At 37.5% G+C, this 26,002-nt stretch carries 17 protein-coding genes, 3 pseudogenes and 1 riboswitch; of the genes and pseudogenes, 6 read left to right on the forward strand and 14 right to left on the reverse strand.

All coding sequences use genetic code 11. The features are described from left to right. Positions 1-846: 846 nt before the first annotated feature. The 4 genes and pseudogenes from ACFIJS_RS07165 to ACFIJS_RS07180 all read right to left on the reverse strand — a co-directional run. A pseudogene (locus ACFIJS_RS07165) lies at positions 847-1,293 on the reverse strand (autotransporter outer membrane beta-barrel domain-containing protein); the annotation flags it as partial. A 500-nt stretch (positions 1,294-1,793) separates the two neighbouring features. Then, a complete protein-coding gene (locus ACFIJS_RS07170) occupies positions 1,794-2,765 on the reverse strand; it encodes a WD40 repeat domain-containing protein (RefSeq protein ID WP_375650896.1) in 972 nt (323 codons plus the stop codon). 10 nt (positions 2,766-2,775) lie between these two features. Next, a complete protein-coding gene (locus ACFIJS_RS07175; protein WP_375650898.1) occupies positions 2,776-3,804 on the reverse strand; it encodes a CobW family GTP-binding protein in 1,029 nt (342 codons plus the stop codon). 21 nt (positions 3,805-3,825) lie between these two features. Further along, positions 3,826-4,569, reverse strand: coding sequence for a creatininase family protein (locus tag ACFIJS_RS07180; protein ID WP_375650899.1), 744 nt, complete (start codon positions 4,567-4,569; stop codon positions 3,826-3,828). An 866-nt stretch (positions 4,570-5,435) separates the two neighbouring features. Here ACFIJS_RS07180 and ACFIJS_RS07185 point away from each other — a divergent pair. Beyond that, positions 5,436-5,792: a hypothetical protein gene (locus ACFIJS_RS07185; RefSeq protein ID WP_375624201.1), complete on the forward strand. Its 357-nt coding sequence runs from the start codon at positions 5,436-5,438 to the stop codon at positions 5,790-5,792. Between the two features lie 806 nt (positions 5,793-6,598). Here ACFIJS_RS07185 and ACFIJS_RS07190 read toward each other — a convergent pair. Beyond that, positions 6,599-7,933: an NAD(P)H-dependent oxidoreductase gene (locus ACFIJS_RS07190; protein WP_375650900.1), complete on the reverse strand. Its 1,335-nt coding sequence runs from the start codon at positions 7,931-7,933 to the stop codon at positions 6,599-6,601. A gap of 163 nt (positions 7,934-8,096) precedes the next feature. On the opposite strand from ACFIJS_RS07190, the gene ACFIJS_RS07195 reads away from it, so the two are divergent. After that, the gene (locus tag ACFIJS_RS07195; RefSeq protein ID WP_375650902.1) at positions 8,097-8,576 is read left to right on the forward strand and encodes a MaoC family dehydratase; all 480 of its coding nucleotides are present in this window, start codon (positions 8,097-8,099) and stop codon (positions 8,574-8,576) included. Positions 8,577-8,749: 173 nt separating this feature from the next. Here the strand turns inward: ACFIJS_RS07195 and ACFIJS_RS07200 are convergent. From ACFIJS_RS07200 to ACFIJS_RS07215, 4 genes and pseudogenes are all read right to left on the reverse strand, one after another. After that, a pseudogene (locus tag ACFIJS_RS07200) lies at positions 8,750-8,991 on the reverse strand (Arm DNA-binding domain-containing protein); the annotation flags it as partial. Between the two features lie 515 nt (positions 8,992-9,506). Beyond that, positions 9,507-10,166: a methionine ABC transporter permease gene (locus ACFIJS_RS07205; RefSeq protein WP_375650903.1), complete on the reverse strand. Its 660-nt coding sequence runs from the start codon at positions 10,164-10,166 to the stop codon at positions 9,507-9,509. Further along, positions 10,159-11,193, reverse strand: a complete 1,035-nt coding sequence (locus ACFIJS_RS07210) for a methionine ABC transporter ATP-binding protein (protein WP_375650904.1) — start codon at positions 11,191-11,193, stop codon at positions 10,159-10,161. Before ACFIJS_RS07210 ends, ACFIJS_RS07205 begins: the two co-directional genes overlap by 8 nt. 27 nt (positions 11,194-11,220) lie before the next feature. After that, positions 11,221-12,039, reverse strand: a complete 819-nt coding sequence (locus tag ACFIJS_RS07215; protein WP_375650906.1) for a MetQ/NlpA family ABC transporter substrate-binding protein — start codon at positions 12,037-12,039, stop codon at positions 11,221-11,223. Between the two features lie 516 nt (positions 12,040-12,555). Between ACFIJS_RS07215 and ACFIJS_RS07220 the strand changes: the two genes are divergently transcribed. Further along, positions 12,556-13,194 carry an SH3 domain-containing protein gene (locus tag ACFIJS_RS07220; RefSeq protein ID WP_375650907.1) on the forward strand — a complete coding sequence of 213 codons (639 nt, stop codon included), beginning with the start codon at positions 12,556-12,558 and terminating at the stop codon, positions 13,192-13,194. A 284-nt stretch (positions 13,195-13,478) separates the two neighbouring features. Here the strand turns inward: ACFIJS_RS07220 and ACFIJS_RS07225 are convergent, their stop codons facing one another. The 4 genes and pseudogenes from ACFIJS_RS07225 to ACFIJS_RS07240 form a co-directional block, all read right to left on the reverse strand. Beyond that, on the reverse strand, positions 13,479-14,510 hold the full coding sequence (locus tag ACFIJS_RS07225; protein ID WP_375650908.1) for an aspartate-semialdehyde dehydrogenase: 1,032 nt from the start codon (positions 14,508-14,510) through the stop codon (positions 13,479-13,481). A gap of 1,245 nt (positions 14,511-15,755) precedes the next feature. Then, a pseudogene (locus ACFIJS_RS07230) lies at positions 15,756-16,167 on the reverse strand (helix-turn-helix domain-containing protein). A gap of 588 nt (positions 16,168-16,755) precedes the next feature. Further along, positions 16,756-16,962, reverse strand: coding sequence for a Trm112 family protein (locus ACFIJS_RS07235; RefSeq protein ID WP_375650910.1), 207 nt, complete (start codon positions 16,960-16,962; stop codon positions 16,756-16,758). 13 nt (positions 16,963-16,975) lie between these two features. Next, positions 16,976-17,638: an LON peptidase substrate-binding domain-containing protein gene (locus ACFIJS_RS07240; protein WP_375650911.1), complete on the reverse strand. Its 663-nt coding sequence runs from the start codon at positions 17,636-17,638 to the stop codon at positions 16,976-16,978. Positions 17,639-18,085: 447 nt separating this feature from the next. Next, a riboswitch (glycine riboswitch) is annotated at positions 18,086-18,183 on the forward strand. A 137-nt stretch (positions 18,184-18,320) separates the two neighbouring features. Here ACFIJS_RS07240 and gcvT point away from each other — a divergent pair. Genes gcvT through gcvP form a run of 3 tightly spaced genes read left to right on the forward strand, consistent with a single transcriptional unit; the run spans position 18,321 to position 22,609 of the window. Continuing rightward, a complete protein-coding gene (gene gcvT, locus ACFIJS_RS07245) occupies positions 18,321-19,433 on the forward strand; it encodes a glycine cleavage system aminomethyltransferase GcvT (RefSeq protein WP_375650912.1) in 1,113 nt (370 codons plus the stop codon). Between the two features lie 6 nt (positions 19,434-19,439). Further along, a complete protein-coding gene (gene gcvH, locus ACFIJS_RS07250; protein WP_375650914.1) occupies positions 19,440-19,808 on the forward strand; it encodes a glycine cleavage system protein GcvH in 369 nt (122 codons plus the stop codon). Positions 19,809-19,813: 5 nt separating this feature from the next. Beyond that, the gene (gene gcvP / locus ACFIJS_RS07255) at positions 19,814-22,609 is read left to right on the forward strand and encodes an aminomethyl-transferring glycine dehydrogenase (protein WP_375650927.1); all 2,796 of its coding nucleotides are present in this window, start codon (positions 19,814-19,816) and stop codon (positions 22,607-22,609) included. Positions 22,610-24,149: 1,540 nt separating this feature from the next. On the opposite strand, the gene alr is transcribed toward gcvP, so the two are convergent. Then, positions 24,150-25,265, reverse strand: coding sequence for an alanine racemase (gene alr, locus ACFIJS_RS07260; RefSeq protein ID WP_375650915.1), 1,116 nt, complete (start codon positions 25,263-25,265; stop codon positions 24,150-24,152). Positions 25,266-26,002 lie beyond the last annotated feature (737 nt).

Consider the following 26,002-nt stretch of genomic DNA (forward strand, 5'->3'; position numbering starts at 1 on the left):
GCTCGTCTTTCTTCAAAACTTTCTCTTTATGGAGATTTAACTTATCAGCATAAATTTAAGAAAGTTGGTTTTTCTGGAACGCATTTTTCTGGTGGATTAAGCTATCATTTTTAAAAGAGGTACAATGTGTATTTTTATATGAAAGGCAGAATATTTCTCTGCCTTTCAATGTATTAAAATTTGTTTTGCTTCAATCAATATGATTATTTTTGATATAAAAGATTACAATAGATGCTTTCTTAGATTTATGATTTATATACTTTCTTCTATGAGATGAGGAGTTTTTCTAAAATTTTTGATGTTATGATATGGGGACAGATTTCAATGTGAATGTGAGAAGCTTGAATGCTGAATACGTGTGGTGTGATCTTTCAAAAGAGGCGATATTGATGGTTGTTTTTTAATATAAAGTAGATGAGAATTGATTTTTAGGCGTTTTTCTTAAGAGGGGATGATTATTTTTGTCCATTTCTTTATTAATTTTTATAGATCGCAAGTTTAGTCTTTATGAGCTTTATGCACTGTTTTGAATTTTGTTTTAAAACTTTATTCACGTTTATATCATTTAATACGCATATTATTTATTCCCTTTTTTATGATATTTACTTAAAAACTTTCAATAAATATTTGTTTTAAAAAAACAGAGGGAGTTTGAAGTCAAATTATAATAAAAAGCAAATTATGCGTTATCGTTTTTTTACGGTTGTTTTTTTGTAAATGATAGGTGCCAGAGAAATTTTGATAAGGATACAATATATTATTTCCATTGCTGTAATAAACAGATATCATTATTCTTTTTTCAGCATTCAATACTGTACAGATTTTAGCACTCGAGAATGTTCATAAACGGCTGTATAAACTTTCAATTTCCTTTAGCAAAATATCTGCTTCCAGTGCAGTATAATCGAGTTCGGCTCCATATCCATATTTAAAAGCAGATAAATTGGAAGCATAATGATGGCTACCACCATAAGCATGCAGAAAAAAGGCTGTCTTTTCACCATCTTTCCAAGAGGAATGAAAAGCATTCCGCATGGTCTCTAACGTCTTATTTTGCGTGGTCATATCCACTAAACCAGCATGAAATAAGGCATTGGGCAAAAGAAGATAAGTTGGTAATTGAGGAACAACAGCCCTAATTTGGAAATTAACCTGAACATCAAGCGACGTAGGAAGATTAGACGAAGGATCAATAGGGTCAGAAGATGTAGAAGGCTTTGGTTCAACAGAGGCAGAAGCAGGAGAAACAGAATCCGCAGATGGAGGAGATGCCGATACAGAGGGCGGTGATAGAAGCTCTATGAAATGATTATTAGATGGAATCTGCTAGGCAAGAAACTGAAGTGTAGAAGGCTGCTAGGAGGAAACTTTGCTCTTTAGAGAGGGGAATAAAAAAATTTTTTATTTAGGAAAATAGTGTTGAATTCCATTCTTCTGATCGTAGGAATAAATAGTTCTTTCAATGATGGTATAAGCTATTTTTGCTGAATTTTTAAGAAAAATTCTTTTGCCGAAGTATGTAGCCTATATAGGTGTTTATAGGGAGCTGTGGGCGATCTTTTTATTCTTGTATTTGGGGGTAGCAATGTTAAAAGGTCAAAAAACATGTTTAAGGTATTTTCTTGTCTGAAGGGGGAGGAAAGATTCAATGATTACGAAGATTTTATGAGACTTTTGGAGGAGACTAGGAGATAGGATTTCTTAGAGCTCTAAAGATGTAAGGGGAATTAGGACTTCTAGAGGATTGTGTAGGCATTTTCTATCAGCGATGGTTGCGTTTGTTGATGCTCGATTTAATCAGTGATATTGATCATACCACATTCACCATTTTCGCTACCGAAGGTGAGGTTGTATCCTGCTTGATCCCAGTTGAGTGCTGAGATAGCACTTTTCCCATAACCTTTTAGAAGGACTTCTTTTCCATCATGAAAATATCCCGCTAAAATCATTCCATCATTGAAGCCTATTGCTACAATTTCTTTGTTTGGGTGGCATGAAACGGTGCTAACAAGCGCATTTGCTCGTGTTCCTAGTTCTAGTGGTGTTTTTCCCATGGGGCCATCTTTTGTCTGAAAGGGCCAAACAATTGCGGCAGAGGCACCTGATGTTGCTAGCCATTTTCCTTTTGCGCTCCAAGACCAGCTTTTGACTTTGCTTGGGTAGCCACTCATCCGTAAGTGTTGATGATCTCTAAGACGCCAGCCGTGTAAGGCGTTTTCTTGCATCGTGGAAATGACATAGCGGTTGTCTGGCGAAAAGGTGACGCCACAATGAGCTCCTTTCCATACCAATGTGGTGGGAGCTATTTGCGTTGATAACCAATGAAGAGTAACTCCATTGTAATGGGCAACGGCAAGTCGTAAACCTTTTGGGGCAAAAGCGAGGCCTTCTACACTGCGTTCATGGGTGAGCTCTTGTCTTTCTTTTCCAACATGCACAAATGCGAAACGTGAGGAGGAAAAAGCAAAAGCTTTTTGTGGACCAAAAGCAACGTTGTTTATCCATTTGCGTTCTTTTCGGCTTAGCACTTCTGTATGTCCCGCTGCGGTTGTTTGACAGATTTTTCCATCTTCTCCACCTGTGATGATTGCGGTATTGTCATGGGAAAAATGGCTTGAAATTATTCCTTTGTGAACTTCAAAGATTTGTGGGGTTGGATTAAAAAAAACAATGAAACCTTCTACGGAAACAAAAGCTGGTTTATTGCCTATAAAACCGCAGGAAAGGCAGTAACTTTTGAGATCATAATGGGTAATGTTTGGCATTATCACTCACTTATGCGCAATTTTCAAAACCAGTTTTTAATTTTTCAGCATCAAGGGAGCGCCCTATAAAAACAAGGCGACTTTCTCGTTTTTCATCTTCACGCCATGGGCGTTGATGTTGTCCCTCAAGAAGCATGTGTATACCTTGAATGACGTAACGATCATCGTCTCTTTGAAAGGCGATAATGCCTTTGAGACGCAAGATATCAGGTCCCTGTTGCTGCGTAATCTGTTGGATCCAAGGAAAAAACTTTTCTGGTTGTAGAGCACCTGTTTTTAAACTTACAGAAGTGATGGTAATATCATGAGTGGAGGATGCGTGATGATGGTCATGATGGCAATCGGGACCGCACACATGGTTGGCATGTTGGTGTGTATGTTCGTGATCGAGAAAATGAGGTTCATGATCGAGAGTCCGTTGGAGATCAAAAAAACCACGATTGAGGAGTGTCTCAAGAGGGATATTGGCGCGCTGTGTTGTATAGAGTATAGCGCGAGGATTAATGCCCAGAATAAGGGATTCAGCATAGGCGCGTTCTTGTGCTGTGACAAGATCAATCTTATTTAAAAGAACGATGTCAGAGAAGGCAATTTGCTCTTCAACTTCGCGACTTTTTTTCAGTTGAGAGGGCAAATGCTTTGCATCAACAACCGCTATGACACTGTCGAGAGCTGTTTTTTCATGGATAGTATCATCCATGAAAAAGGTCTGTGCTACGGGAATGGGATCTGCAAGTCCTGTCGTTTCTATAATGATCGCATCAAATCGATGAGAACGTTGCATCAGACTTTCCAGAATGCGAATGAGATCACCACGTACGGTGCAGCAAACACAGCCATTATTCATTTCATAAATTTCTTCGTCTGATTCAATGATCAGGTCATTATCAATACCAATTTCACCAAATTCATTGACAATGACGGCATAATGTTTGCCATGATTCTCACTGAGAATGCGGTTGAGAAGGGTAGTTTTTCCTGCACCAAGATAGCCTGTGAGAACCGTAACGGGAAGTTTTTTGGGGTGTGTCGTTTCCATGGAGAGACCTTTTATTGTTCTTTATTGCCATGTGTTTATGTTAAATCGATTGATATCATCAAGTAAATCACGAAGCTGAGACAGAACATGAGAAAAGATTGCTTCACCTGCTTGTGGTGTTGCTTTGCTTGCGTTTCCTGCCGCACCTTGCGTATTTAAATCATGCATTGTCCAGCCAAAGGCATGAGGACCATAAGCGCGTAAATACCGATAATTGGCAATCATATCTGCTTGTTTATTATGAAAATTTGTTGCCTTTTCCATATGAACTTTTTCCGGTGCTAAATAGAGCATGAGAGAGGTTTCGATAAAACCTCCATGGATATCAAGATGCTGTTGAAAAGGCTCCATAAGACCTTGTGGCAAACCAAAACGGCTCCAGCTTGTTGCTACAGCGAGCATGGAAAGGCGCTTTCGTAATTCGGTGATAACGATACTCATTAAAGGTGAATTGCCTCCGTGAGCATTGAGAAGAAGAAGACGGTTGATCCCTTTATGATAACAGTTTTCACCAATCTTTATCCATCGCTTAATCGCATCAGAAAAGGTAAGAGTTTGTGTGCCTGTAACATCCATATGTTCTATAGAATAGCCAATCTTTTCAACTGGTAAAAGTGCGATATGAAACTGCTCTTTTGTTTGTAAAGTGAGGGCTTTTGCAAAAGCTTCAGCAATAATCCAGTCGGTTTCGAAGGGAAGGTGCTCTCCGTGATATTCGTGTGCGCCCAAAGGTAAAAGAGCGAGAAAAGGCCTGTTAGATACCATAAATTATTGCCTAAAAGAGAAGTTAACACAGACAAAGTGGTCAAAGGTGCTATTACTATTTAATCTATCTATAAGAGAAACGCAAATAGGCATTTTTTTACATCATATATAGATGCTATAAAACATATGGATGCTATAAAAATGAGAGCTTTGTTAAAAATAGTGAAGCTTTTAGTGAGCAAAGCTAACTCAATTTTTTCTGTAATACGAGGCGACTGTTCTAAAGATAGCTATCTTTGGTAATTCTTTCTGATGCATATTCTCATTTTTAATAAGTAAATATTCAGACAGATTAAATACTTCACATAATATAATGAAAAATAATTTTTTCATTATTTATTGAAAACGCAATTTTTTAGTAATTTTCTCTATAAATTTTCTTTCAAGAATTTGATCAATTATTTATTATTATTATTTAATTTGCACAAATTGAATACAGTTATTTGAATATTGGCAAAAATTTCTTTTAAAGATAATTATTTGTTACTAATATAGAGTAAATATAATTACTAAAAATATAAATATGGCTGTTATCTATACAATATTAATGAAAAATATATAATAACTTTTATAAAAATTAATAAATGAAATTGTTTTTCAGTATTTTGAGGATAATATTATTTTTAAAGACTCTATTTTTATTTAATTTTATGTAGTTTGTTGGTGCTCTAGTGTTTCTTATAATATTTTTGTAAATCTGATAGATTTATTTATTTTATAATTTGTTTCTATCAATTATTGATTTTATGTCTTTACATGTAATACATAATGTGTTATATATAAATTATTAAATATAAGTTTTGGTTTTTATATATGTGAATATTATTTCATTTTTTCAGTGAAGAAAAAGAGGAGAAAAGAAAGCTATGTTTAAAATATTTAAAAATAGTGTATGTTCATTTACTTTTACACTATTTATTCTTTTTTTTGTACAAACTATACAGGGAAATGCAAGTTTTGTGAAAAATCAATTTCAAGAGAGAATGGCAGTTACTATTTCTTCACTAGAAAAAAATGTAGCTGTTAAAGCTGTGGATAGAGCAGTTAGTCGAGGCATTGAGGAACAAGATGGCATTGCTTTGGGGAAAGCTGAAAAAGCTTCTGCTTTTTCAGGTTCAGCCTTTTGGGGTGGAATAGGTATTTTAGCACTTCTTGCTTCTTTATGTATTGGGGATGTATTAGGTGCTGTTGTATCTATTTTGGGAATATTCAGTACACTTTAATAGAAAGCTCTTCAAAAAAGTCAAGGATTTTTTTGTTCACTTCATTATTTTGAAAAAATAAGTATTTGAAATTATTTATAATGTACTGGAGTGAAAAATCACTATTCTTAATACTAAATGTAGCTTTTATTAACATTATTAAAGTTCAAGGTCCTACATTTATGTTTTTTTTATAAATTAGTGTAACCTGATTTTTTACAGTTTATGGTTATTTCCTAGTAATAAGGCTAGTATACTCACTATCTTTATCAGCCTTTTAATATTGTCTACCTTCTCTCATATGAAGGTTATTCATCAAAGGCAAACTTAATCCTTTTTAAAAATTTTTTCTCTTTCATAAGAGGATAAAATAAAAATATCCCTGTATTCAGGGCTCTTTTGCAATAAGAAAAATGATAGATTATTATTTATCATCTCAAATTTGTTTATGTTAAATCCATCAAAAGTATTTTTTACGTATGACAAGTTGCCTTCGTGTATGGATAAAACTATTAAAAAAAGAGTAAAATTCTTCTCATGAATCATCTCAAAGGCTCAAGGATTGTCGTAATATTGGCAAATAAAATGATGATGCCGGTTTGTATCTTTATAGAGTAAAGATAGTGATTCACAATGAATCTTATGCCATTTTATGGGGTGGTTTATATTGTAGCATTTACGGGCCATATTGTGGGAGGGAAGTAGTGATGTGTGTCGTTGGAAAATGCCTTTATTAAAACAGAAACCTGTATTTGTGATACAAGTGTATTCTGGATTGTTCTGTTGCGTAAGGGAAGGATACTTCTAAGTAAGGTAATAAGGAGTGTTTATAGCTTAGCGGAAGAAGGTCCATGAAGTAAAAGGTCTTGTTTAGCACGAAGACGTGCAATCCATTGATTTTCACGAATAGCAGTATTATGTACTGTAATGAGTTCGTTTTTTTTAATTGCAGCTGTTACTGTTGCTTTTTCTAAAAGACCACAAGGAATGGCGTGGTGAGCGCGTGCTTCTGCGATGTTCATTATCCAAGCGCGGTAAGTATAAAGACCGATAAAGTCTAGCTGATCACCTGGATGTAAATCTTTTTTAGCAACAGCACAGACTTCTACTACGGGATGGCTAAGAGGAGCCATATCTTTTTTGCCATAAAGCATAACGCGTGCGCAGGTGAGGGGAACTTCCATTGCTGTTAAATGATAGGGGCGGTGAAAGGTGAAATAAGGACCCTGACCAATTTTTAAATCTTCCATACGTTCGCGTAAACGTGGGTGTGCTATTTCTGCAATGACAAAGACACCTGGGGAAACACCCTGGCCTGTTGAATAATCCACAATACCATATTGCTGCAAAATGCCTCCATCTTGTTTTGGGATAAGCACTTTGTTTAAATCTTGCAGCGCCGCTTGTGGTCCATGCATTCCTGGGCAATCGGGGAGAAGTCCAGTGGCATTGGCAATTGCTGCCATTTCAACCATCGTTTTGGAACCATCAATAAATTCAACTAACATGCGCACATTCATATTACGCCGGAATGCTTCTTCTTCGTAAGTATCAGGTATAGCATCAAAGCGCAGAGGATTATTTTTTCCTTTACCCGCTGCAACAATCTTATGTCCAAGGGCTGAAACAAATTCTATGAGTTCCATACAAGAAGTTGGTTCATCTCCGGCACCAAGTGTATAAATGAGTCCTCGTTTTTCTGCTTCATGTTTGAGATAAGCGCCAATTGTAACATCTGCTTCAACATTCATCATGACAAGATGTTTGTTATTTTCAAGCGCTTTGATACCAATTTCTGCTCCTGCTTCAGGATAGCCTGTTGCATCAACGATAATATCAATTTGTTCATGACGTAAAACAAGGTTAATATCATCTGTTGCTGCAATCAAATCTTTTTCAATGCTTTGCGTGAGAGCATAAGTATTTTCAACTTCACAGACATGTCCATCCTCCCCATAGGCTAGTGTAGCGGCATCAAAAATACGTGATGGCGTCCTAGTGGCTACTGCAGCGACTGTTATACCATCCATATGCGCAATACTTGATAATAAATCTGTGCCCATTTCACCGCAACCAATCAGTCCAATACGGATGGGGGGATGCTTTTCTGCACGTTGTTTCAAATCATGTGCTAAACCTGTTAGGTTCACATTGCTTGCCATTCTTTTTTCCCATTTGAAAACTATTCTGCTAAAAAATTTTTCTCATTCATAAGGTGCATTTCTTTTTAAGACAATTAATCTTTTATTCTTGATGCTCTAATCAATGGATTTTATAAAAGCAAGAGGGGTGGTTGCTTTTATCAAATAAAATAGGAATAGCGTTATGCAGCAAAAAATAGCAGTACAAGATGTCACCAGTTTTATTGGGAAAGAAGTGGGATTATCGAGGTGGCGTCTTGTTACACAGGATATGATTAATCAGTTTGCATGCGCTACAGATGATCACCAATGGATACACGTTGATGAAGAAAAGGCGAAAAAGACGTCTTTTGGGGGCACAATTGCCCATGGGTTTTTAACATTATCGCTTTTGTCTACGCTCGCTTATGAGGCTCTTCCAGAGTTGGAAGGGAGCACAATGGGGATTAATTATGGTTTCGATAAAGTACGCTTCATGAGTCCTGTGAAAACAGGGGTACGGGTACGTGCGCGTTTTGTGTTAGATGATGCAGAAATTCGCCCTTCTGGTCGAGTGGTTTTCCATTATGGGGTTACAGTGGAAATTGAACAGTTAAAAAAACCAGCTCTTACAGCTCAATGGCTTATTGTGGCTGTGGTGGGAGAGAAAATGTCCAATGTCTAGATTAGTTTGAGTACTTTATTTTATAAAATTTTTATACAATTCTATGAGAAGTTATCTTCAATGATAATATTGAGAATAATCTATAGGGTGATAGGTATGGTGGAGCTGTTATAGCGTTGATAGCCATAGCAGATTGCTATCTTTCATAGGTCTTTTTGAAGAGGAGTTTCCTAATGAAGATTGTGCATTGCTTCACGCTTTTGTTGATAGCGTTCTTTAATGGGGGCACAGCCCTCACGTAAAACAGAATGCTTCAAATGGAATCCACTTGTGTTGCTAATTCACGGGCTTATTTTAAAGAAACATCTCTCAATGCTCCCAAGCCTATTTCGCAATGGCGCTTGTGAATAGTATAACGATAAAGCCATTGAGCACTCCCATCTTTATGCTTGTGAATAAGAAAGCTGGCACCATCATATTATATGCTAGCCTCCAATGTTAAGACAGGCTTTGGTGTTTGAGATAATTCATAAGAGGCATGCCTTTCTTGCTTGTATAGTTTTTACTCACACGGCTTTTCCCGTTTGTAACGTGCAAGCGAGAGGTTTTGATTGATTCAATATGGAATAAATTTGGAATGAGAGAATCTTACGGTATTCAGAGTTCTAATTCAATATGAATAACGCCATATTATCATTATAAATTCAATATGTTGTCTAAGGTTGTGACCAATATCTTAATTTAACATGATAATTTATCATTTTTATGTTAAGAGAGCGTCTCGAATATTGTAAGATCTTTCATTTTATACCCTTTTATATTCAATTAATTAAAACTATTTTCTTTCGTGTTACAAATGGATGGGGAAAGATAAAAACTGTTTAAGAAAAAAGTTCCTAATCTCTAATGAACGTTTTCGATAGCCAAGGGTTGTTGTGCTTGGAAAGTAGTAAAGAGGATGATGGTACTGATATGTGAAATTTAAGTCTTTTAATGTTTTGTTTTATCAAGTTTTTGTACGATTTTGTCAGAAGTCCATTGGGTTATAATATTGAGCATAATCAAAAGAATGATGACAATGGTCATGATGAAGGTATTATAGCGTTGATAGCCATAGCGGATTGCCATATCCCCTAAACCACCTCCACCAAGATATCCAGCAAGTGAGGTGGCTCCTATGAGAGAAATGACCATGACTGTAAAACCTGTAATCAGGCTAGGGAGAGCTTCAGGAATAAGAACATGTCTGATAATTTGAAGACGATTTGCGCCCATAGAGCGGATAGCTTCAATAAGACCATTTTCAACTGTTTTAAAAGAGAGTTCCGCCATGCGTGCATAAAAGGGAATAGCTGAAATGGTGAGAACAAAAATTACAGAAGGCATTCCCACACCTCTTCCTACAACGATACGGGTAATGGGAAGAAGATAAAATGCAAGAATAATAAAGGGAATGGCGCGAATACTGTCAATGATGATGCTTAAAGGGCGATTGATAAGAGATGAAGCAAAAATTCCTCCACGTGATGTTGTATGAAGAAGAAGACCAAGTGGAAGTCCTATAATTAGTGCCATAAAAGAAGCACTTATCGTCATCAATATTGTATCAAAAAGAGCATTGGGGAGTTCATGAGACAGAACATTAAACATAACCTAATACCTCGCAATATCGTCCCTTTTCAGTTAACCATTGAACGGCTTTTTTAAAAGCTTTTTTATCTTGAGAAGGAAGAGCAAGGAAGAGTCGCCCGATGGTTTCTCCTTGGACTGTATCAATGCCACCATGGAGAATACGTGCTCTTAAACCGCTTTCATCTTCCAAAAGATGGAGAAAAGGTTGTTGGGTAATTTCGCCGGCAATATTCATTTCAATAACAGCTTCTTGACCGATGGCTTTAAGATTTTTTGCATATTTTTCAGGAAGTTGTGGCGTAACAAGTTTAAGCATGGCAATGGTTGTTTCTTCTTGTGGGGATGTAAAAATATCTTTTACACGTCCTTCTTCCACAATGCGTCCTTGATTGAGGACAACAACGCGATGCGCAATCGCGCGTACCACTTCCATTTCGTGGGTAATAAGCACAATCGTAAGATTGAGTCGGTTATTAATATCGGCAAGAAGTTCAAGAATAGACTGTGTTGTTTCAGGATCAAGAGCAGAGGTGGCTTCATCTGATAACAATATTTTAGGATTAGCAGCGAGCGCGCGAGCAATGCCAACGCGTTGTTTTTGCCCTCCTGATAATTCTGCCGGATAACAATATTCTTTACCACATAATCCTACCAATTCAATAAGCTCAAGGGCACGTTTGTTGCGCTGTTTTTTGTTTACTCCTGTTAATTTGAGTGGTAATGCAATGTTATCAATAACTTTTTGCGATGATAAAAGATTGAAATGTTGAAAAATCATTCCAATACGTTGACGATAAGGCGCCCATTCTGTCTCTGATAGATTTGAAATATTGATACCTTCAAAAAAAAGAGACCCTGCATCAATTTTTTCTAATCCATTTAAACAGCGAATAAGTGTTGATTTTCCTGCCCCACTACGACCGATAATACCAAGAATTTCACCGGCATGGATATCGAGAGATAAGTTATCAACTGCTGGAGTGTCAGTCGTTTTGTTAAAATAACGGCTGACATTTTTTAGCGAAATGAGGGCGTTTTTGTCCATTTAACATTACCAGAATATTTGGCAAAATTACCAAGATGTTTTCGCTGCTGGACCAAAAATCTCTTTGATTTTTGCACGGACGGGTTCGCTATTGTAGGCAGCAACTAATTTTCTGACCCATGGCTCATCTTTGTCACTGGCACGCACAACAATGATATTGTTATAGGGATTATTTTCTGCTTTTTCCCATGCGACGACATCTTTTTGTAAATCTAATCCTGAAACCAAAGCCCAATTTGTATTGATAACAGCAATATCAAAATCATCAATAGCTCGTCCTAACATGCCGGCATCGAGTTCCCGAATTTGCAAATTTTTAGAATTTTCAATAATATCCAGCGGAGAAGCAAGAATATCGTGAGGGTCTTTTAATTTAATAAGATCTAGAGAATTGAGAAGGAGGAGGGCTCTTCCACTGTTGGATGGATCATTAGGAATGCCAACATGTGCTCCATCGCGCAATTCTTTTATGTTTTTAATTTTGTGGGAATAGAGACCTATTGGGGTAATAAATGTGTACCCTACAATTGAAAGTTTATAACCACGCTGCTTCATTTGATTTTTAAGATAAGGTGTGTGTTGAAAAGAATTTGCATCAATTTCTCTTGCATTAACAGCATCGTTGGGCAAAGTGTAATCAGAAAAATAAACAAGCTCAATTTCTAAACCAGCTTTTTTAGCTTGTTCAGCAGCGATTTTCCAAATGGTTGCTTCGTGTCCTTCCATGACACCAAGTTTGATTTTTGATTTGTCTGTAGCCATGACACAAGCAGTAGACAAAAAAAGTGCAAAGAGAGAGAGGAATAATCCTATAATCTGACCGCAAGAAATTTTTTTTAATGTCATATTCTTTTAACTTTCTTTTCCAAGAGATTTTTTGAAGGAAGTTTCAATATACTCTATACTCTGTATTTTTTAGGCGGATTTAAAATTATACAAGCTTTAGATAATATTCAATCACTTTTATTTTTAAAAAAGTATTATTTTTCCTTCTATTTTTAGTAGTTTTGGGGGCTTATCATTATTCATTCTCTGAAACTCTCTGAAATTCAGGCAATCAATTCTTCTATTGCAATGATTTGTTGAGGGAACCAATAACACTTTAAAAACTTCTTTAAGGGACGATAGGTTGAAGAACCAGACAATCAGATGATGCTTTAGCCGTAAATTCATGAGGAACATACTGTGCAATCAAGATCAAAAGTCCGTGTTCGTGTAGAGGGAATAAAGAGAGATTTTGTTGCAATGTTGTGGGGTCTTTTGGGCGGGAAATAAAGGTTGCTGATCATTGGATTTAAACGCGGCAAATTTTTGCAAAGGCGAATTTTTGTCCTTCATATGTTTTAGAGAGGAAGAAAAATAATGTTAAGAAAGAAATTTTTATCAACAATGATGACTTTATGGGCTTTAGGAGCGTCAGGGGTGGCTGTGACTGCTTTTCACGCGGAAGCTGGAACCATTACAGGAACAGTTGCTCGTGTTGCATCAGGTCAGGTATCTTTACGCACAGGCCCTGCGACAGCTTATAAAGTTATCGCAATGGTTCCAATGGGAGCAAAAGTGCAAATTTATGGCTGCCTATCCAATAAAACTTGGTGTTCTCTTAGTTATCATGGAAAAGTTGGTTGGGCATCTGCACGTTACGTCAATGTTAACGATGTTCCTACCATTGCTTTTAAAAAGATGCCAGCAAAATCAAAATCCATGGTAAAATCGCCAAAAGAAAAAGTAAAACAGGCTGTTTCCGACTTTAAAGCTCTTCCGGCGATTCAAAAAACACAGAAAAATATGCAAAAACTATACAGAACAGATGTGATTATCGATTCTACAGGTGTCAAAAAAAGGGATGAACGAACAATTTTAAATCCGTCGCAAAAAGCACAAGGCGTTTCTGTAAAGCACGTGAGTGCTTATAATCCCTCCTTTCCTGATAATGTCAATTACAAAAATTTTGAACGTAATGAAACGCGTTACCGTGTTGTGACTTATCCTGCTCGATAAGGGTAAAGTTAATTTCACAACCGGAATGACAAAAAGGATCAGCAGCGTGAAGCAAAAAATGCTTATTCTGCTGATCCTTTTTGTACCGTAAAATGGTATTAAGATGGCGATGATTAACTTAAGGTGGCGAGGCATTCAAGGACATTCAGAGTCAAATTTGACAATACCTTGGATTACAGTTCTTTAGGATGGTGATATGAACCTTCAGCTGGAGAAGGTTATACTGAAGAGAAGCCGGACTTTTGACATACCGGCTAGGGCTCTTCATCCTTTCGGGCAGGGCGTTAATTTACGGACTTAGGCTTTATCAAATTACGAGAAATGAGCAATTCAGCAATTTGAACTGCATTCAATGCTGCTCCTTTTCTTAAATTATCGGCGACAACCCAGAAAGCTAAACCATTTTCAACGGTGATATCTTCACGAATACGGCTAATAAAGGTGTCATCTTCTCCCGTACATTCATAAGGTGTGGTATAGCCACCATCTTCGTGTTTATCGATAAGCTGACAACCGGGAGCATTGCGGAGAAGCGCTTGTGCTTCAGATACGCTTAGTGGTTTTTCAAATTCAACATGGACGGCTTCGGCATGACCGATAAAGACAGGGACCCGAACAGCAGTGGCTGTTAATTTAATCTTCGGATCGAGAATTTTCTTCGTCTCAGCCGTCATTTTCCATTCTTCTTTTGTATAACCATCTTCCATGAAAACATCGATATGAGGAATGACATTAAAGGCAATGCGTTTAGTGAATTTTTTTAATGTAATTGGGTCAGCAACAAAAACTGCACGTGATTGTTCGAAAAGTTCGTCCATTCCTTCTTTACCAGCTCCAGAAACCGATTGATATGTAGAAACAACAACACGTTTAATGATTGCAGCATCATGGAGAGGTTTTAAAGCTAAGACCAGTTGAATTGTTGAACAATTAGGATTTGCTATAATATTACGTTTAGAAAAGGCATTTATAGCTTCGGCATTGACTTCAGGGACTATCAACGGAACATTGGAATCATAGCGCCACGTGGAGGAATTATCGATGACGACACAGCCAGCTGCAGCGATTTTAGGAGCATATTCTCTGGAAATGCTTCCTCCCGCAGACATAAGACAAAAATCTGTGTCAGAAAAATTGTAAGTATCAAGGGCTTTTACTTTGAAAGTTTTATCTCCATAAGATACTTCTTGTCCTAATGAGCGTCGTGATGCTAGAGGGACAATTTCATGCGCAGGAAAACCACGTTCCTCTAAAATTGTAAGCATTTCGCGACCAACATTTCCGGTTGCGCCGACAATTGCAACTTTAAAACTCATTTTCTATGTACTCCTCATGTCTCTCCACAATTATTCCCCGTGCTATACTCAGGAGAGAGTGAGTTGGTCAAGGAACATCACTAAATTATATTTTTGATTTTCAACAACTCAATTTTGTGCACATCAATCATTATTGTCAGCACAATAAATTGTTTTATTTCAAATGATACGTCTTTATTTAATTTTTCAGAATTGAAAAATTGAATATTGTACGCGAAACTGTTATCTCTTTAGAGAGCACTTTAATTAAGTGAATTCCTTATCTCCTGTCAATTGTTTACCTTAACACGTTTGAATTTTTAAGGATGGTATTACGTATCGCGTTGGTGGAATTTAATATTTTATCTGTTAAGTGTTGAATTATTTGATCTTGTCCCTACGCTTTTAAAGGCAAAATTTCCTATTACAGTCTGTAAACAGCCAGATTCTAGCGGCTTCCCCTTTTTCACTTAAACTAAAGGCTCAACAAGCAGGCCTAAAAATATTTAAAAAGATATTGGGCATCTAAAAAACATTTGAATGTTTCAAGGAGGTATACATGTTTCATACCCTTATACCTTAAATGATAGGATTTATGGCACAACAGGATAAACTTAAGCATCCATTATATAAATAAATTCTTATGAAAGTGATACATATAGTTTTTCGAGTCTGTTTTTTTACTTTATATTTCTTATTTTTACTTTAATCCTGTTATGCTATAAAATATTGTCATTTGAAGTATGGTGGTATAAGCTCTTTAAGCTTTCTTGATATATTTTAGTGTTTTTTAGTGTGTGGGAATATTCGTAGACTTGTTTGGCGAGCCTTTGGTTTAAGTGAATCATATGAGTGGAAAGTCGTTTTAATAAAAGAGCAAGTTAACACCATCATACATTTTTCCAGCACCCAATGTGGCTGCAGTCCTTGGTATGTGAGATGATTCAATAAGAGGTATGCCTTTTTTTGTACATTTTTATTCACATGCCAACTCTGCTTGTAATGTGCAAATAAGTGATTTTGATTGGTTCAATATAGAACAAGTTTGAAATGAAAAAATTTTACGATATTCGGGACACTTATTCAATATACATAACGTTAGATTATCATTATAAATCAATGCGCTATTACTAAGTTGAACTCTTTAGAATTCACACTATTTACAGACCAAATTAGATTTAAGAATTTTCGTTCTCATAAGGTGTGTGGAGACAGTCAAAATTCTTTTCAACGTTATTAAGGACGTTGATTGTTCTTTCAGTGAATTTATAAAAATAAGGGATCATTTTTTTCACCAGAAATCAACTGCAAAATAGCCCTTTGTTTTTTGCGGGTCAGCATTCTGAAACTTTGCAAAAGTAAATATTCTGCTTTGCTTTCTACCCTGTTATCACAATGATAGAGGGGATCTTCTTTTTTGTGTTATCAGCATAAAAGAAGGAAACGGGAACATCTAATATATGAGCAATTTCTTGTAAACGTCTTGCACTTACGCGATTTAAACCTTTCTCATACTTTTGAATTTGTTGAAACGTTACGCCCAAATGACTCCCTAATTGTTTTTGAGAAAAACCCATGACGTTTCTTCTAAAGCGAATTTTTTGCCTAAAGAAATGTCGTAAAAATGTAGATTTTTGGCTTGCACTTTGCTCCCCTCCGGTTGCGAGCGTCCTCGCATTAGTATTCCGGGGTCTGGAAGTGCTGAAACCGAGCCAGCCTCTTGCTTTTAGTGCTGAAAGCACTTGGACATAACAAGAGCCCCCGGAAATTCCGGGATATCCGCAAAAAGCGGGTTTATTTTATACTCGGTTTCAGGGCTTCCAGGCCCTATTGATCACTGCGTATACGACCAAAAATACAAGTTCATTCATAGGATAATTTCTTTAAATCGTCAACCAGAGTGACAGCAGTTGTTTTGGTTGTTTTTTGCAAAGTTTACACGCAACTGTTGCAATGCATCCCTTTATTTTGATGGAATTTAGGACAATTTTTTGGTGATCATTATAGGGTATATTTAAAATTATAACTATATGACTTTTATCCATTATCCATCTCTTTTGTATAAAAATGAAAGCTTGTTTTCGCATTCAAAAGTAAAAAGACTTTTTAAAGCAACTACAATATTGGGAGTTGGTAAAGAGAATGCTGGCGTGTCATGGATCAGTTTTTAAAATACCAATATTAAAAGATTGCATGAGCAAAAGAGAGCTTTTCATAGAACAGTGATTGATAACAGGTTTCTCCAGAAAAAATGAACGAAGATTTCTTATTTTTTATACGCTACTTTTTCATTGTTTTGCAAAGGACGCGCTTCTGAGGCAAGCATAATGGGAACGCCATCACGAATAGGATAGGCAAGTTTGGCTTTGAGAGAAATGAGCTCTTGTGTTTTTCGGTTGAAAGAGAGTGTGCCTCTCGTTATGGGACAGACGAGTAATTCGAGCATTTTGGGATCTGTGGTCATTTTTTTCATGTTTTGATGTTTATTAGTTTAAACGGTAATCTGTTCCTGTTTGTTTCATGAGTGAGCGTTCTGTTAATGCAAGAAGAGTTTGGGCACGGCTTTTGATATCTGGAGCTTCAAGGAGAGCTTGTTTTTCTGCTGGTGTAAAGGGGATAAGAGCTGAAAAAGCATTAACCAATATAGGTGTAGGGGCTTCTATGATACTGCTCCAATTATATTCCATTTCATGTATGGTTAGATATTTTTCTACAACGTCGAGTAAGCTCTCTCGGTTAATGCTTTCTTCAATATCAAATTCTTGCAAGTCTTTTATGTTTGATTGGATGAGAGCTGTTCGATAGGATTTGGTGTTTATCAATTCTTGTTCTAAGGTGAAGCGGCAAACACCTTGTAAGATAATGAACAGTTGTCCATTTCCTGTTTCACTGTAGTTTGTAATGCGCCCTATACAGCCTGTTTTATAAAGTTGTGTAGAGAAGCGGTCTGTATTCGATGAAAGTGGTTGAATAATGCCCAATAGGCGATCAGTCACCATAACGTTTTCAATCATTTCAAGTGATTCTGGTTCAAAAATATTGAGTGATAAAAAACCACCGGGTAGTAAGAGTGCACCTTCTAAAGGAAAAAGGGCAATTTGCTTTGGAAGATCATTTTCACAATCGTAAGAGATATTACCAGCTTTCATGGGTATTTTGGGACCTTTATTCGGTAGTTATAGTTTGTAAATAGTCGCAATTTATGACACTATTGAGAAAGCAGAAACCCCACTTCTTGTGCATTAAAATCATACTTATAAAATACTTGAAGTCCTTATTCTAAATAAAGAATATGAAACCCTATCTTTAAGGTTGAACTGCGCGAGAAAGAATATTGCTTTGCGATCTTTTTAGTGTGTGACGTTTTGCATGATTTTCAAGAGGTATTTTTGTTTGTAGCTTTTGATTTTTGTTTTAAATTTCCTAAAATGTATTCCTTGCAATTTTTGTAAGGTTCAAAAGGACGCTATTATAAATCTTTTGAAGCAGCTTATGCAAGTTTTAAAATGGGAACATTTTCATCACTTTCCTAATGACAGTGTAATAAAGATAGGTTATAGGTTAAAACATGCTGGAAAGAGCGTTGTCGTTTCTTTCATTCTTTTGCGGGAGAGTGCAGATTGCAAATTTTTGCATTGCCGCCGAAGGGGAAATAGCCCATAATCTCTCAGGCTTTAAGGACCGTAAAAGGAAGAAGGCAGATCTGGAAAGTCGGGAGAGCCCGCGCCGAAGGTGTAAGCGAAAAATCTTTTCGCGAGTCTCTCAGGTTGATGACAGAGGGGTGCAGAGGCGGCCATATTCTGTGGGCGTTAGCGCAGCTTTGGAGTTATTATGGGCACAGTACAAGAAACATCTTTTTTAAAAACACTTCCTTTATATGATCTGCATGAAAAAGCAGGAGCAAAATTTGGTGCTTTTGCGGGGTGGAACATGCCTTTAACTTATCCTCTTGGCGTTTTGAAAGAGCATCTTCATACGCGTGCACATGCAGGACTTTTTGATATTTCTCATATGAAATTGATTGCCATTGAAGGGGCACAAGCCGTGGAATTTTTATCCTACGCTTTTCCCATTGATGCAGCAGCTTTAAAGATTGGGTATTCACGGTATAATTACTTGCTTAATGAGCGGGCTGGTATTCTTGATGATCTTATCATTACCCGTTTGGAAGAGGGCCGTTTTATGTTGGTCGCCAATGCCGGGAATGCACAGGCTGATTTTGTAGAATTGGAAAAGCGTGCAGTTGATTTTGAATGTCAAGTGATTGCCCTTGAAAGGGTGTTGCTTGCTCTTCAAGGTCCTGAAGCGGCAGCTGTTCTTGCTGATGCGAATTTACCAGGGAATGAATTGTTCTTTATGCAAGGCTTCGAACCACAAGAAGATTGGTTTATAACGCGTTCTGGGTATACGGGAGAGGATGGTTTTGAAATTGCTTTGCCCATAGGGCATGCGCATGCATTGGCTGAAAAATTGCTGAGTGATTCTCGTGTTGAGTGGATTGGACTTGCAGCACGCGATAGCTTGCGGTTAGAAGCAGGGTTGTGTTTGCATGGAAATGACATTACCCCTGATACGACACCTATTGATGCTGCTTTGACATGGGCTGTTCCTAAAAGTGTTCGAGAAAAAGCACAATTTTATGGCGCGAAGGCTTTTCTTGAAGCGCTGCAAAAAGGACCTGCTCGTTGTCGTGTTGGATTAAAACCGCAAACGCGCCAACCTATTCGTGCTGGTGCGGTGCTTCTTGATGATCAAGGTAATGAGATTGGAGTTGTAACATCAGGTGGTTTTGGTCCTTCTTTTGATGGTCCTGTCGCGATGGGTTATGTTCCTGTTGATTGTAAAGTTGAAGGGACACAAGTCTTTACAGAATTGCGAGGCAAAAAGATTGCATTATCAGTTCATTCACTTCCCTTCGTTGAACAACGTTATTTTAAAGGATGATTTTTTATGTCTAAAATTTATTTTACACAAGACCATGAGTGGCTTAGCGTTGAAGGACAAGTGGTGACTGTTGGGGTTACACATTATGCGCAAGAGCAATTAGGGGATTTGGTTTTTGTTGATTTACCACAAAGTGGGACAAAACTTTCCAAAGGAGAGGCAGCTGCTGTTGTGGAATCGGTGAAAGCCGCTTCAGATGTTTATGCTCCTCTTGATGGTGAAGTGGTGGGAATAAATGAAGCATTGGCTGATAATCCTGAATTGGTAAATCAGAAAGCCGAAACAGAAGGTTGGTTATGGAAAATGACATTGCAGGATGAGATACAACTGGAAGGGTTGTTGGATAAAGATGCTTATAAGGCTTTAATTGGATGAGTGTCATGATCGAGCGTTCTTTTTCTTCTCGACATATTGGGCTGCGTCCTGATGAAACACAAAAAATGCTTGATATTTTAGAGCTTGATTGTGTTGATACACTCATTTCTCAAGCTGTTCCACACTCTATCCATTTAGGACGTTCACTTAATTTGCCAAAGGCTGCTAGTGAAGGACAAGCCTTGGAAGAACTCTCCAAGATGATGGAGCGTAATTGTGTGCACAAAAGTTTTATTGGGCAAGGATATCATGGAACTCATGTGCCCCCAGTTATTTTACGAAATCTATTTGAAAATCCTGCTTGGTATACTGCTTATACGCCTTATCAAGCAGAAATTAGCCAGGGTCGTTTAGAACTTTTGTTTTATTTTCAGACATTGATTAGTGAACTAACAGGTTTACCTGTTGCTGCTGCTTCCCTTCTTGATGAAGCAACTGCTTTAGCTGAAGCTAATGCCCTCGCTTTTCGCTTTTCCCGTGAGAAAAAAACAAAAATTTCTCTTCAGAGTCTTTTACATCCTCAGACTTTAAGTGTTGCGAAAACGCGTGCTGAAACGCAGGGTATTTGTATCAGCCAAGAGAGGAAAATTTGTTCTAATACAGCGGCAATTGTTTTATCTTGGCCAGATACAAAAGGTGCTTTTCATGATTACAGTGAGATCATAAAAGAGGCAAAGGAAAAAGGTGCTTTAGTTATCGTTGTCGCTGATCCTTTAGCGCTTACTCTTATGGAGCCACCTGCTCAATGGGGGGCAGATATTGTTGTTGGCTCTATGCAGCGTTATGGCGTTCCGATGGGATTTGGTGGTCCACATGCTGGTTACCTTGCAGTGAGTGATGTGTTAACGCGTCTTATTCCAGGGCGTATTGTTGGTCAATCCGTGGATACGAGAGGGCGTGTTGGTTTTCGTTTAGCTTTGCAAACACGTGAACAACATATTAGGCGCGATAAAGCGACGTCAAATATTTGTACAGCTCAGGCTTTGTTGGCTAATATGGCAACCGCTTATGCTGTTTGGCATGGGCCGAAAGGTTTACAAGAAATTGCGCAGCGAATTCATCATTTAACATGTCGTTTTGTTGCTGGTTTAGAAGCTGCAGGTGTTTTTTGTGAAGGAGAATCTTTTTTTGATTGTGTAAGCATTGTTGTGAAGGGAAAAGCGGGAGAAATCGCGCATCAAGCCAAAATAAGTGGACGCCTTATTCGTGTTCTCGATGATGACACCATTGCAATTAATTTTGATGAATTATCGACAGAAGAAGATGCTTGTGCTTTAGCGCAGCTTTTTGGGGCACAATTAGGCGATCAGGTTTCTCCACAGCTATTTGGCAAAAAACGGGATGCTGCTTTTCTTTCCCAGCCCTTTTTTCATGCGGTTCATTCAGAGACAGATATGATGCGCTTTTTGCGTCGTTTGGCGGATAAGGATTTGGCGTTGGATCGTGCTATGATTCCTCTTGGTTCTTGTACAATGAAACTTAATGCGGCGTCTGAATTGATGCCTGTGAGTTGGGCTAGTATAGCCAATATGCACCCCTTTGTTTCACAAGAGGATGCAGCGGGTTATTTGGAGATGATCGATCAGTTAAATGCGTGGTTATGTGAAATTACAGGATTTGCGCAAGTTTCTTTTCAGCCAAATTCTGGTGCTCAAGGTGAATATGCGGGGCTTTTGGCTATCCGACGATATTACCAATCACGGGGAGAACATCAACGTACAGTTTGTCTTATTCCTGCATCTGCGCATGGTACCAATCCAGCTTCGGCACATATGGCAGGTATGGAAATTGTTGTGGTAAAATGTTTAAGCGATGGTGATGTTGATGTAGATGATCTAAAAATGAAAGCGCAATTACATAAGGATAAATTGGCTGCTCTCATGATTACTTATCCTTCAACACATGGTGTTTATGAGGAAAGCATTAAGGAAATTTGTTCTATTATTCATGCAAATGGCGGACAAGTTTATTTTGATGGCGCTAATCTCAATGCACTTGTAGGTCTTGCTCGTCCTGCAGATATTGGCGCTGATGTTTGTCATATGAATCTTCATAAAACATTTGCCATTCCCCACGGGGGTGGTGGTCCTGGTATGGGGCCAATTGGAGTTGCAGCGCATCTCAAACCATTCTTACCAGGGCATGAACAGGATGGGACAACACATGCGGTTTCGGCGGCTCCTTATGGAAGTGCGTCTATTCTTGCGATTACATGGATGTATATTCGAATGATGGGGGCTGATGGCTTAAAATATGCAACACAAATAGCCATTTTAAATGCCAATTATATTGCTGCACGTCTTTCATCCGCTTATTCCATTCTTTATCGGGGCAAGCATGGACGTGTTGCTCATGAATGTATTGTGGATACACGTGTGTTGAAAGAGCAGTATGGGGTGAGTGTTGACGATATTGCAAAACGTCTCATTGATTATGGATTCCATGCGCCCACAATGTCGTTCCCTGTTCCGGGAACTTTGATGATTGAGCCAACGGAATCAGAACCAAAAGTAGAAATTGATCGTTTCTGTGATGCTTTACTCTCTATTGCTGAAGAAGCAAAGAAAGTTGGTCGTGGGGTTTGGCCAAAAGACAATAATCCATTGGTGAATGCTCCTCATACAGTGGCAGATACTTTAGATGATGCTTGGGCACGACCCTATTCGCGACAAGAAGCTGCTTTTCCCAACAGTTCTCTTGATCCAGCCAATAAATATTGGCCTCCTGTATCGCGTATTGATAATGTTGCGGGAGACAGAATGCTCATTTGTTCGTGCCCGCCATTAGGAAATACCTATTAAATAAAAATATGTATTTAATTTTTTTATTTGCATAAACAAAAAAGCCCACACGTTTTGTGTGGGTTTTGTACTTATTGATCATGTTACTATGGAGTTATTTGCCTATTTTCTAGAATCTTGCATTGTTTTTTATAACATGAGCAAAATCGAAAAAGTCGACAAAAAAAGCTGTGTTTTGTGGGCAATAGGCATGCTCTCCTTTGCTTTCTATCGTATGACATGGTTTTAGTGATTAGGCACATCGGTCTAGCCAGCTAATTCACGTAAACGAGAGTGAAACCTACGGGGGATAGGGTCCAGTCTTTTGCATGTGTTGTGACATACTACTCTCATTAAAGTGACTACGACCGGTTGCAGAAAGAATAAAATCAATTTTAGTGCTTCTGATGATAAAGACACGCGAAACTCTGTTGTTGCATCTTCTCGAGTCAAGAATTGTCTAAATATTTCTCTTTAATCTGCTTTTTATAAATATGATGCAAAAATATGTAAGAACACTTGTCAGAATGAATAAACGCAAAGCCAAATGTATTATGGTTGTTTTTTACAGGGTGTCTTATAAAAAGCCGGTACATCTTTCCAATCCATTGCGGGTCAGTTTGTGGCTTTACGGCGTTGTTTTCCTAAGAGCACGTGTGCTTTATCTGTTACCTGTAAATCAACATACAAACTTAATGCAGCGACATGTTTTGAGCCAGAGATTGAGGCAAAAAGGAGCTTATGAGTAGTTACAGCTTTTGTATGCCAGATGAGGGCGAGGGGATTGCGTATTTCTGTTGACGTAATCTTTGAAACTGGAAGACAATATAATTTCAGAGAAATATAAAGCCGTAAAGATGAAAATCAATTCTCAATTTGTCATCTTCTTTGAATTCAGCTTTACGGCTTTCAAAAGTATCTAAAGCAATGTTTTTTAATAATGGGGATTACACATTGTCTCATGCTTTCATTTATTGTGTTCTTTAATGGGGGCACGACCCTCATGTAAAACAGAACGCTCTAAAAAGAATATACTTGGGTTGTTAATTCACGTATTTGTTTTAAAGAAACACTTCGTTCCCAATTCTATTTCACGACGGCGTTTGTGAATGGTACAACGTTGAATCTATTGAAAGCCCCTCAATCTTTACGCTCTATGAAGGAGGAAGTTGGCATCATCATACACTTTACTAGCGCCTAATGTTTATAGCCCTTGGCACTTGAGATGGTTCATAAGAGGTATTATTCCTTTCTTAAATCATTTTTATCTAAACATAGTCCAGCTTGTGATATGCAAGCGAATGATTTTAATTGGGAAATTAATTTTAAAAACTTTGCAGTAGATTCTTTTTTGTCAATTTATGGGGAAAAGGCTAAGTTTTTGTATTTTGAGTGAAAGCTACTTCCATAAAACACTCCATCAACTTGTCTATTTTGAGATTTCTGTGAATGTGTGGTGTTTATGACCATTCTATGTGATTGATTGTTGTAAAATCTTTCGTAAAAGCTCTTCAATTTTCTAAAATGATGATTTTTATCAATTTATTTCTTTAAAGAGTTTTTATGTGTAAATGTATTTATAGCGTGAGCCAAGAGATGTTAGAATTTCATTGGGAAGGGTATCGGCATCTATAGATACTTTTTCAAGTGTTTGATGGGGTCCAATGAGTTCTACCCAGTCACCTGTTTGAGGTTTTTGATCAAGATCGGTCGTATCTACAATAATGGAATCCATAGAAACCCGCCCAACCATGGGAAGTTTGTACCCGTTGAAATAAACTGTTCCTTTATTCGAAAGAGCACGAAGCCAGCCGTCTGCGTAGCCTATAGAAATGGTTGTAAGAGTGCTTGGTCTGTTGGTTATAAAGCTTTCTCCATAACCAACAGGTGCTCCTGCATCAACAACGCGATTTTGGATGACTTGGGCTTCAAGTTTTAAAACAGGTTTCAGAAGTGATGTGTATTTTCCTTGAGGTTCGATTCCGTAGAGTGCAATACCTGGGCGAACAAGATCAAAATAAAAATCTGATCCTAGAAAGATGCCTCCAGAATTGGCAAAGGAAACTCTGCAGGGCGGCAGTTGTGCAAGGACAGTTTTGAAAGAAGTCAATTGGGCATAATTTGATGGGTGGGTATCATCTTCTCCATTCGCGAGGTGACTGAGAATATATTTTATTTCTGCTTTTTCGAAAACTGTAGGGTGTTTGATGAGTTTTTGTAATTCTTTTTGATCCAGTCCTAATCGGTTCATATGGGTATCGATTTGAACAATTGCTGGAAATTTTTTATCTTTTTTTTGACAAATTTTTTGCCAATTTTCAATGGCATTCCAAGAGTTTAGAACAGGAACAATACCAGATTGTGCGACAAACTCTTCTGCTAAGTGTGGAAGTCCATTCAGAAGGGCAATCGTGACATTTGATGGTAAAATGCTTTTTAATTGGAGTGCTTCTATGATTTGGGCGACAAAGAAAGTGCGACAACCAGCTTGATAAAGGGCAGGAGCAATTTTGTGAGCTCCTAATCCATAGGCGTTTGCCTTTACAACTGCTGAACATTCCGTTGGAGCTACACGTTTGGCTAAAGTGATATAATTGGCAACGATGGCGCTGACATCGATGGTTGCTACAGCTGTATAGAGTGATGTATCTATTTCATCATTAACGGATTTTTTCATTTTAAAAGCTTATCTGTGTTTGTGAAATACGGAGTTTTTTGGTTATTTCATTGAGGGTCTTTACGATATAGGGAAAGACACTATGACCTATAGTCAAAATCATAAGGATCTTATACTGAGTTATGCACCATTAAAGTCGTTTTTTATGTAAAATGGTATTCTGGATATAAGAGATGTTTTAGTTTTATTTCTGTTTTTATCAACACGGTATCTTCTAATAATTTGTAAAACATAGACTTTTGTTTTTTACTTATTTTCCCTAATTGAGGCATATAAAAAATAAAACATAGTTTATTGTATTGTATCATTTTGAAGAGTGCAATATTAGGCTGTTGTTGCTGGTGCGATTGGTTTGATTACACATTGCATTGGTTGCTCATTCAAAGAATGTAAAATGATTAAATTAACCACTCTAAATCAATGCATTACAAGTTTTCTACTATGAGGGGGAAGATCACTCATCTGTGCAATTTTGGATGTCGTCTCATGCACTTCAAGTTATTTTTGTTAAATGAAAAACAGTGTGTACACACTTTATGATACATTAAAAACTGTTGATTTAGAAAACCCGTTGATTTGGATATTATTGGTTTTAAGTGAAATCAATTTTATCGCTTATAGAGCGCGTTAGACTCATTTATTTATGGGAAGAGCAGTGTAAGAAGGTCAGTAAGGAAAACAATAGATGTAATGCCGGAAATCTTGTTGGAGATTCGTGCGCTTATCGTTCAATCAAC

Origin of the sequence: Bartonella sp. OT172YNZD (genome assembly GCF_042193725.1) — a bacterium.
Taxonomy (GTDB): Bacteria; Pseudomonadota; Alphaproteobacteria; order Rhizobiales; family Rhizobiaceae; genus Bartonella; species Bartonella grahamii_A.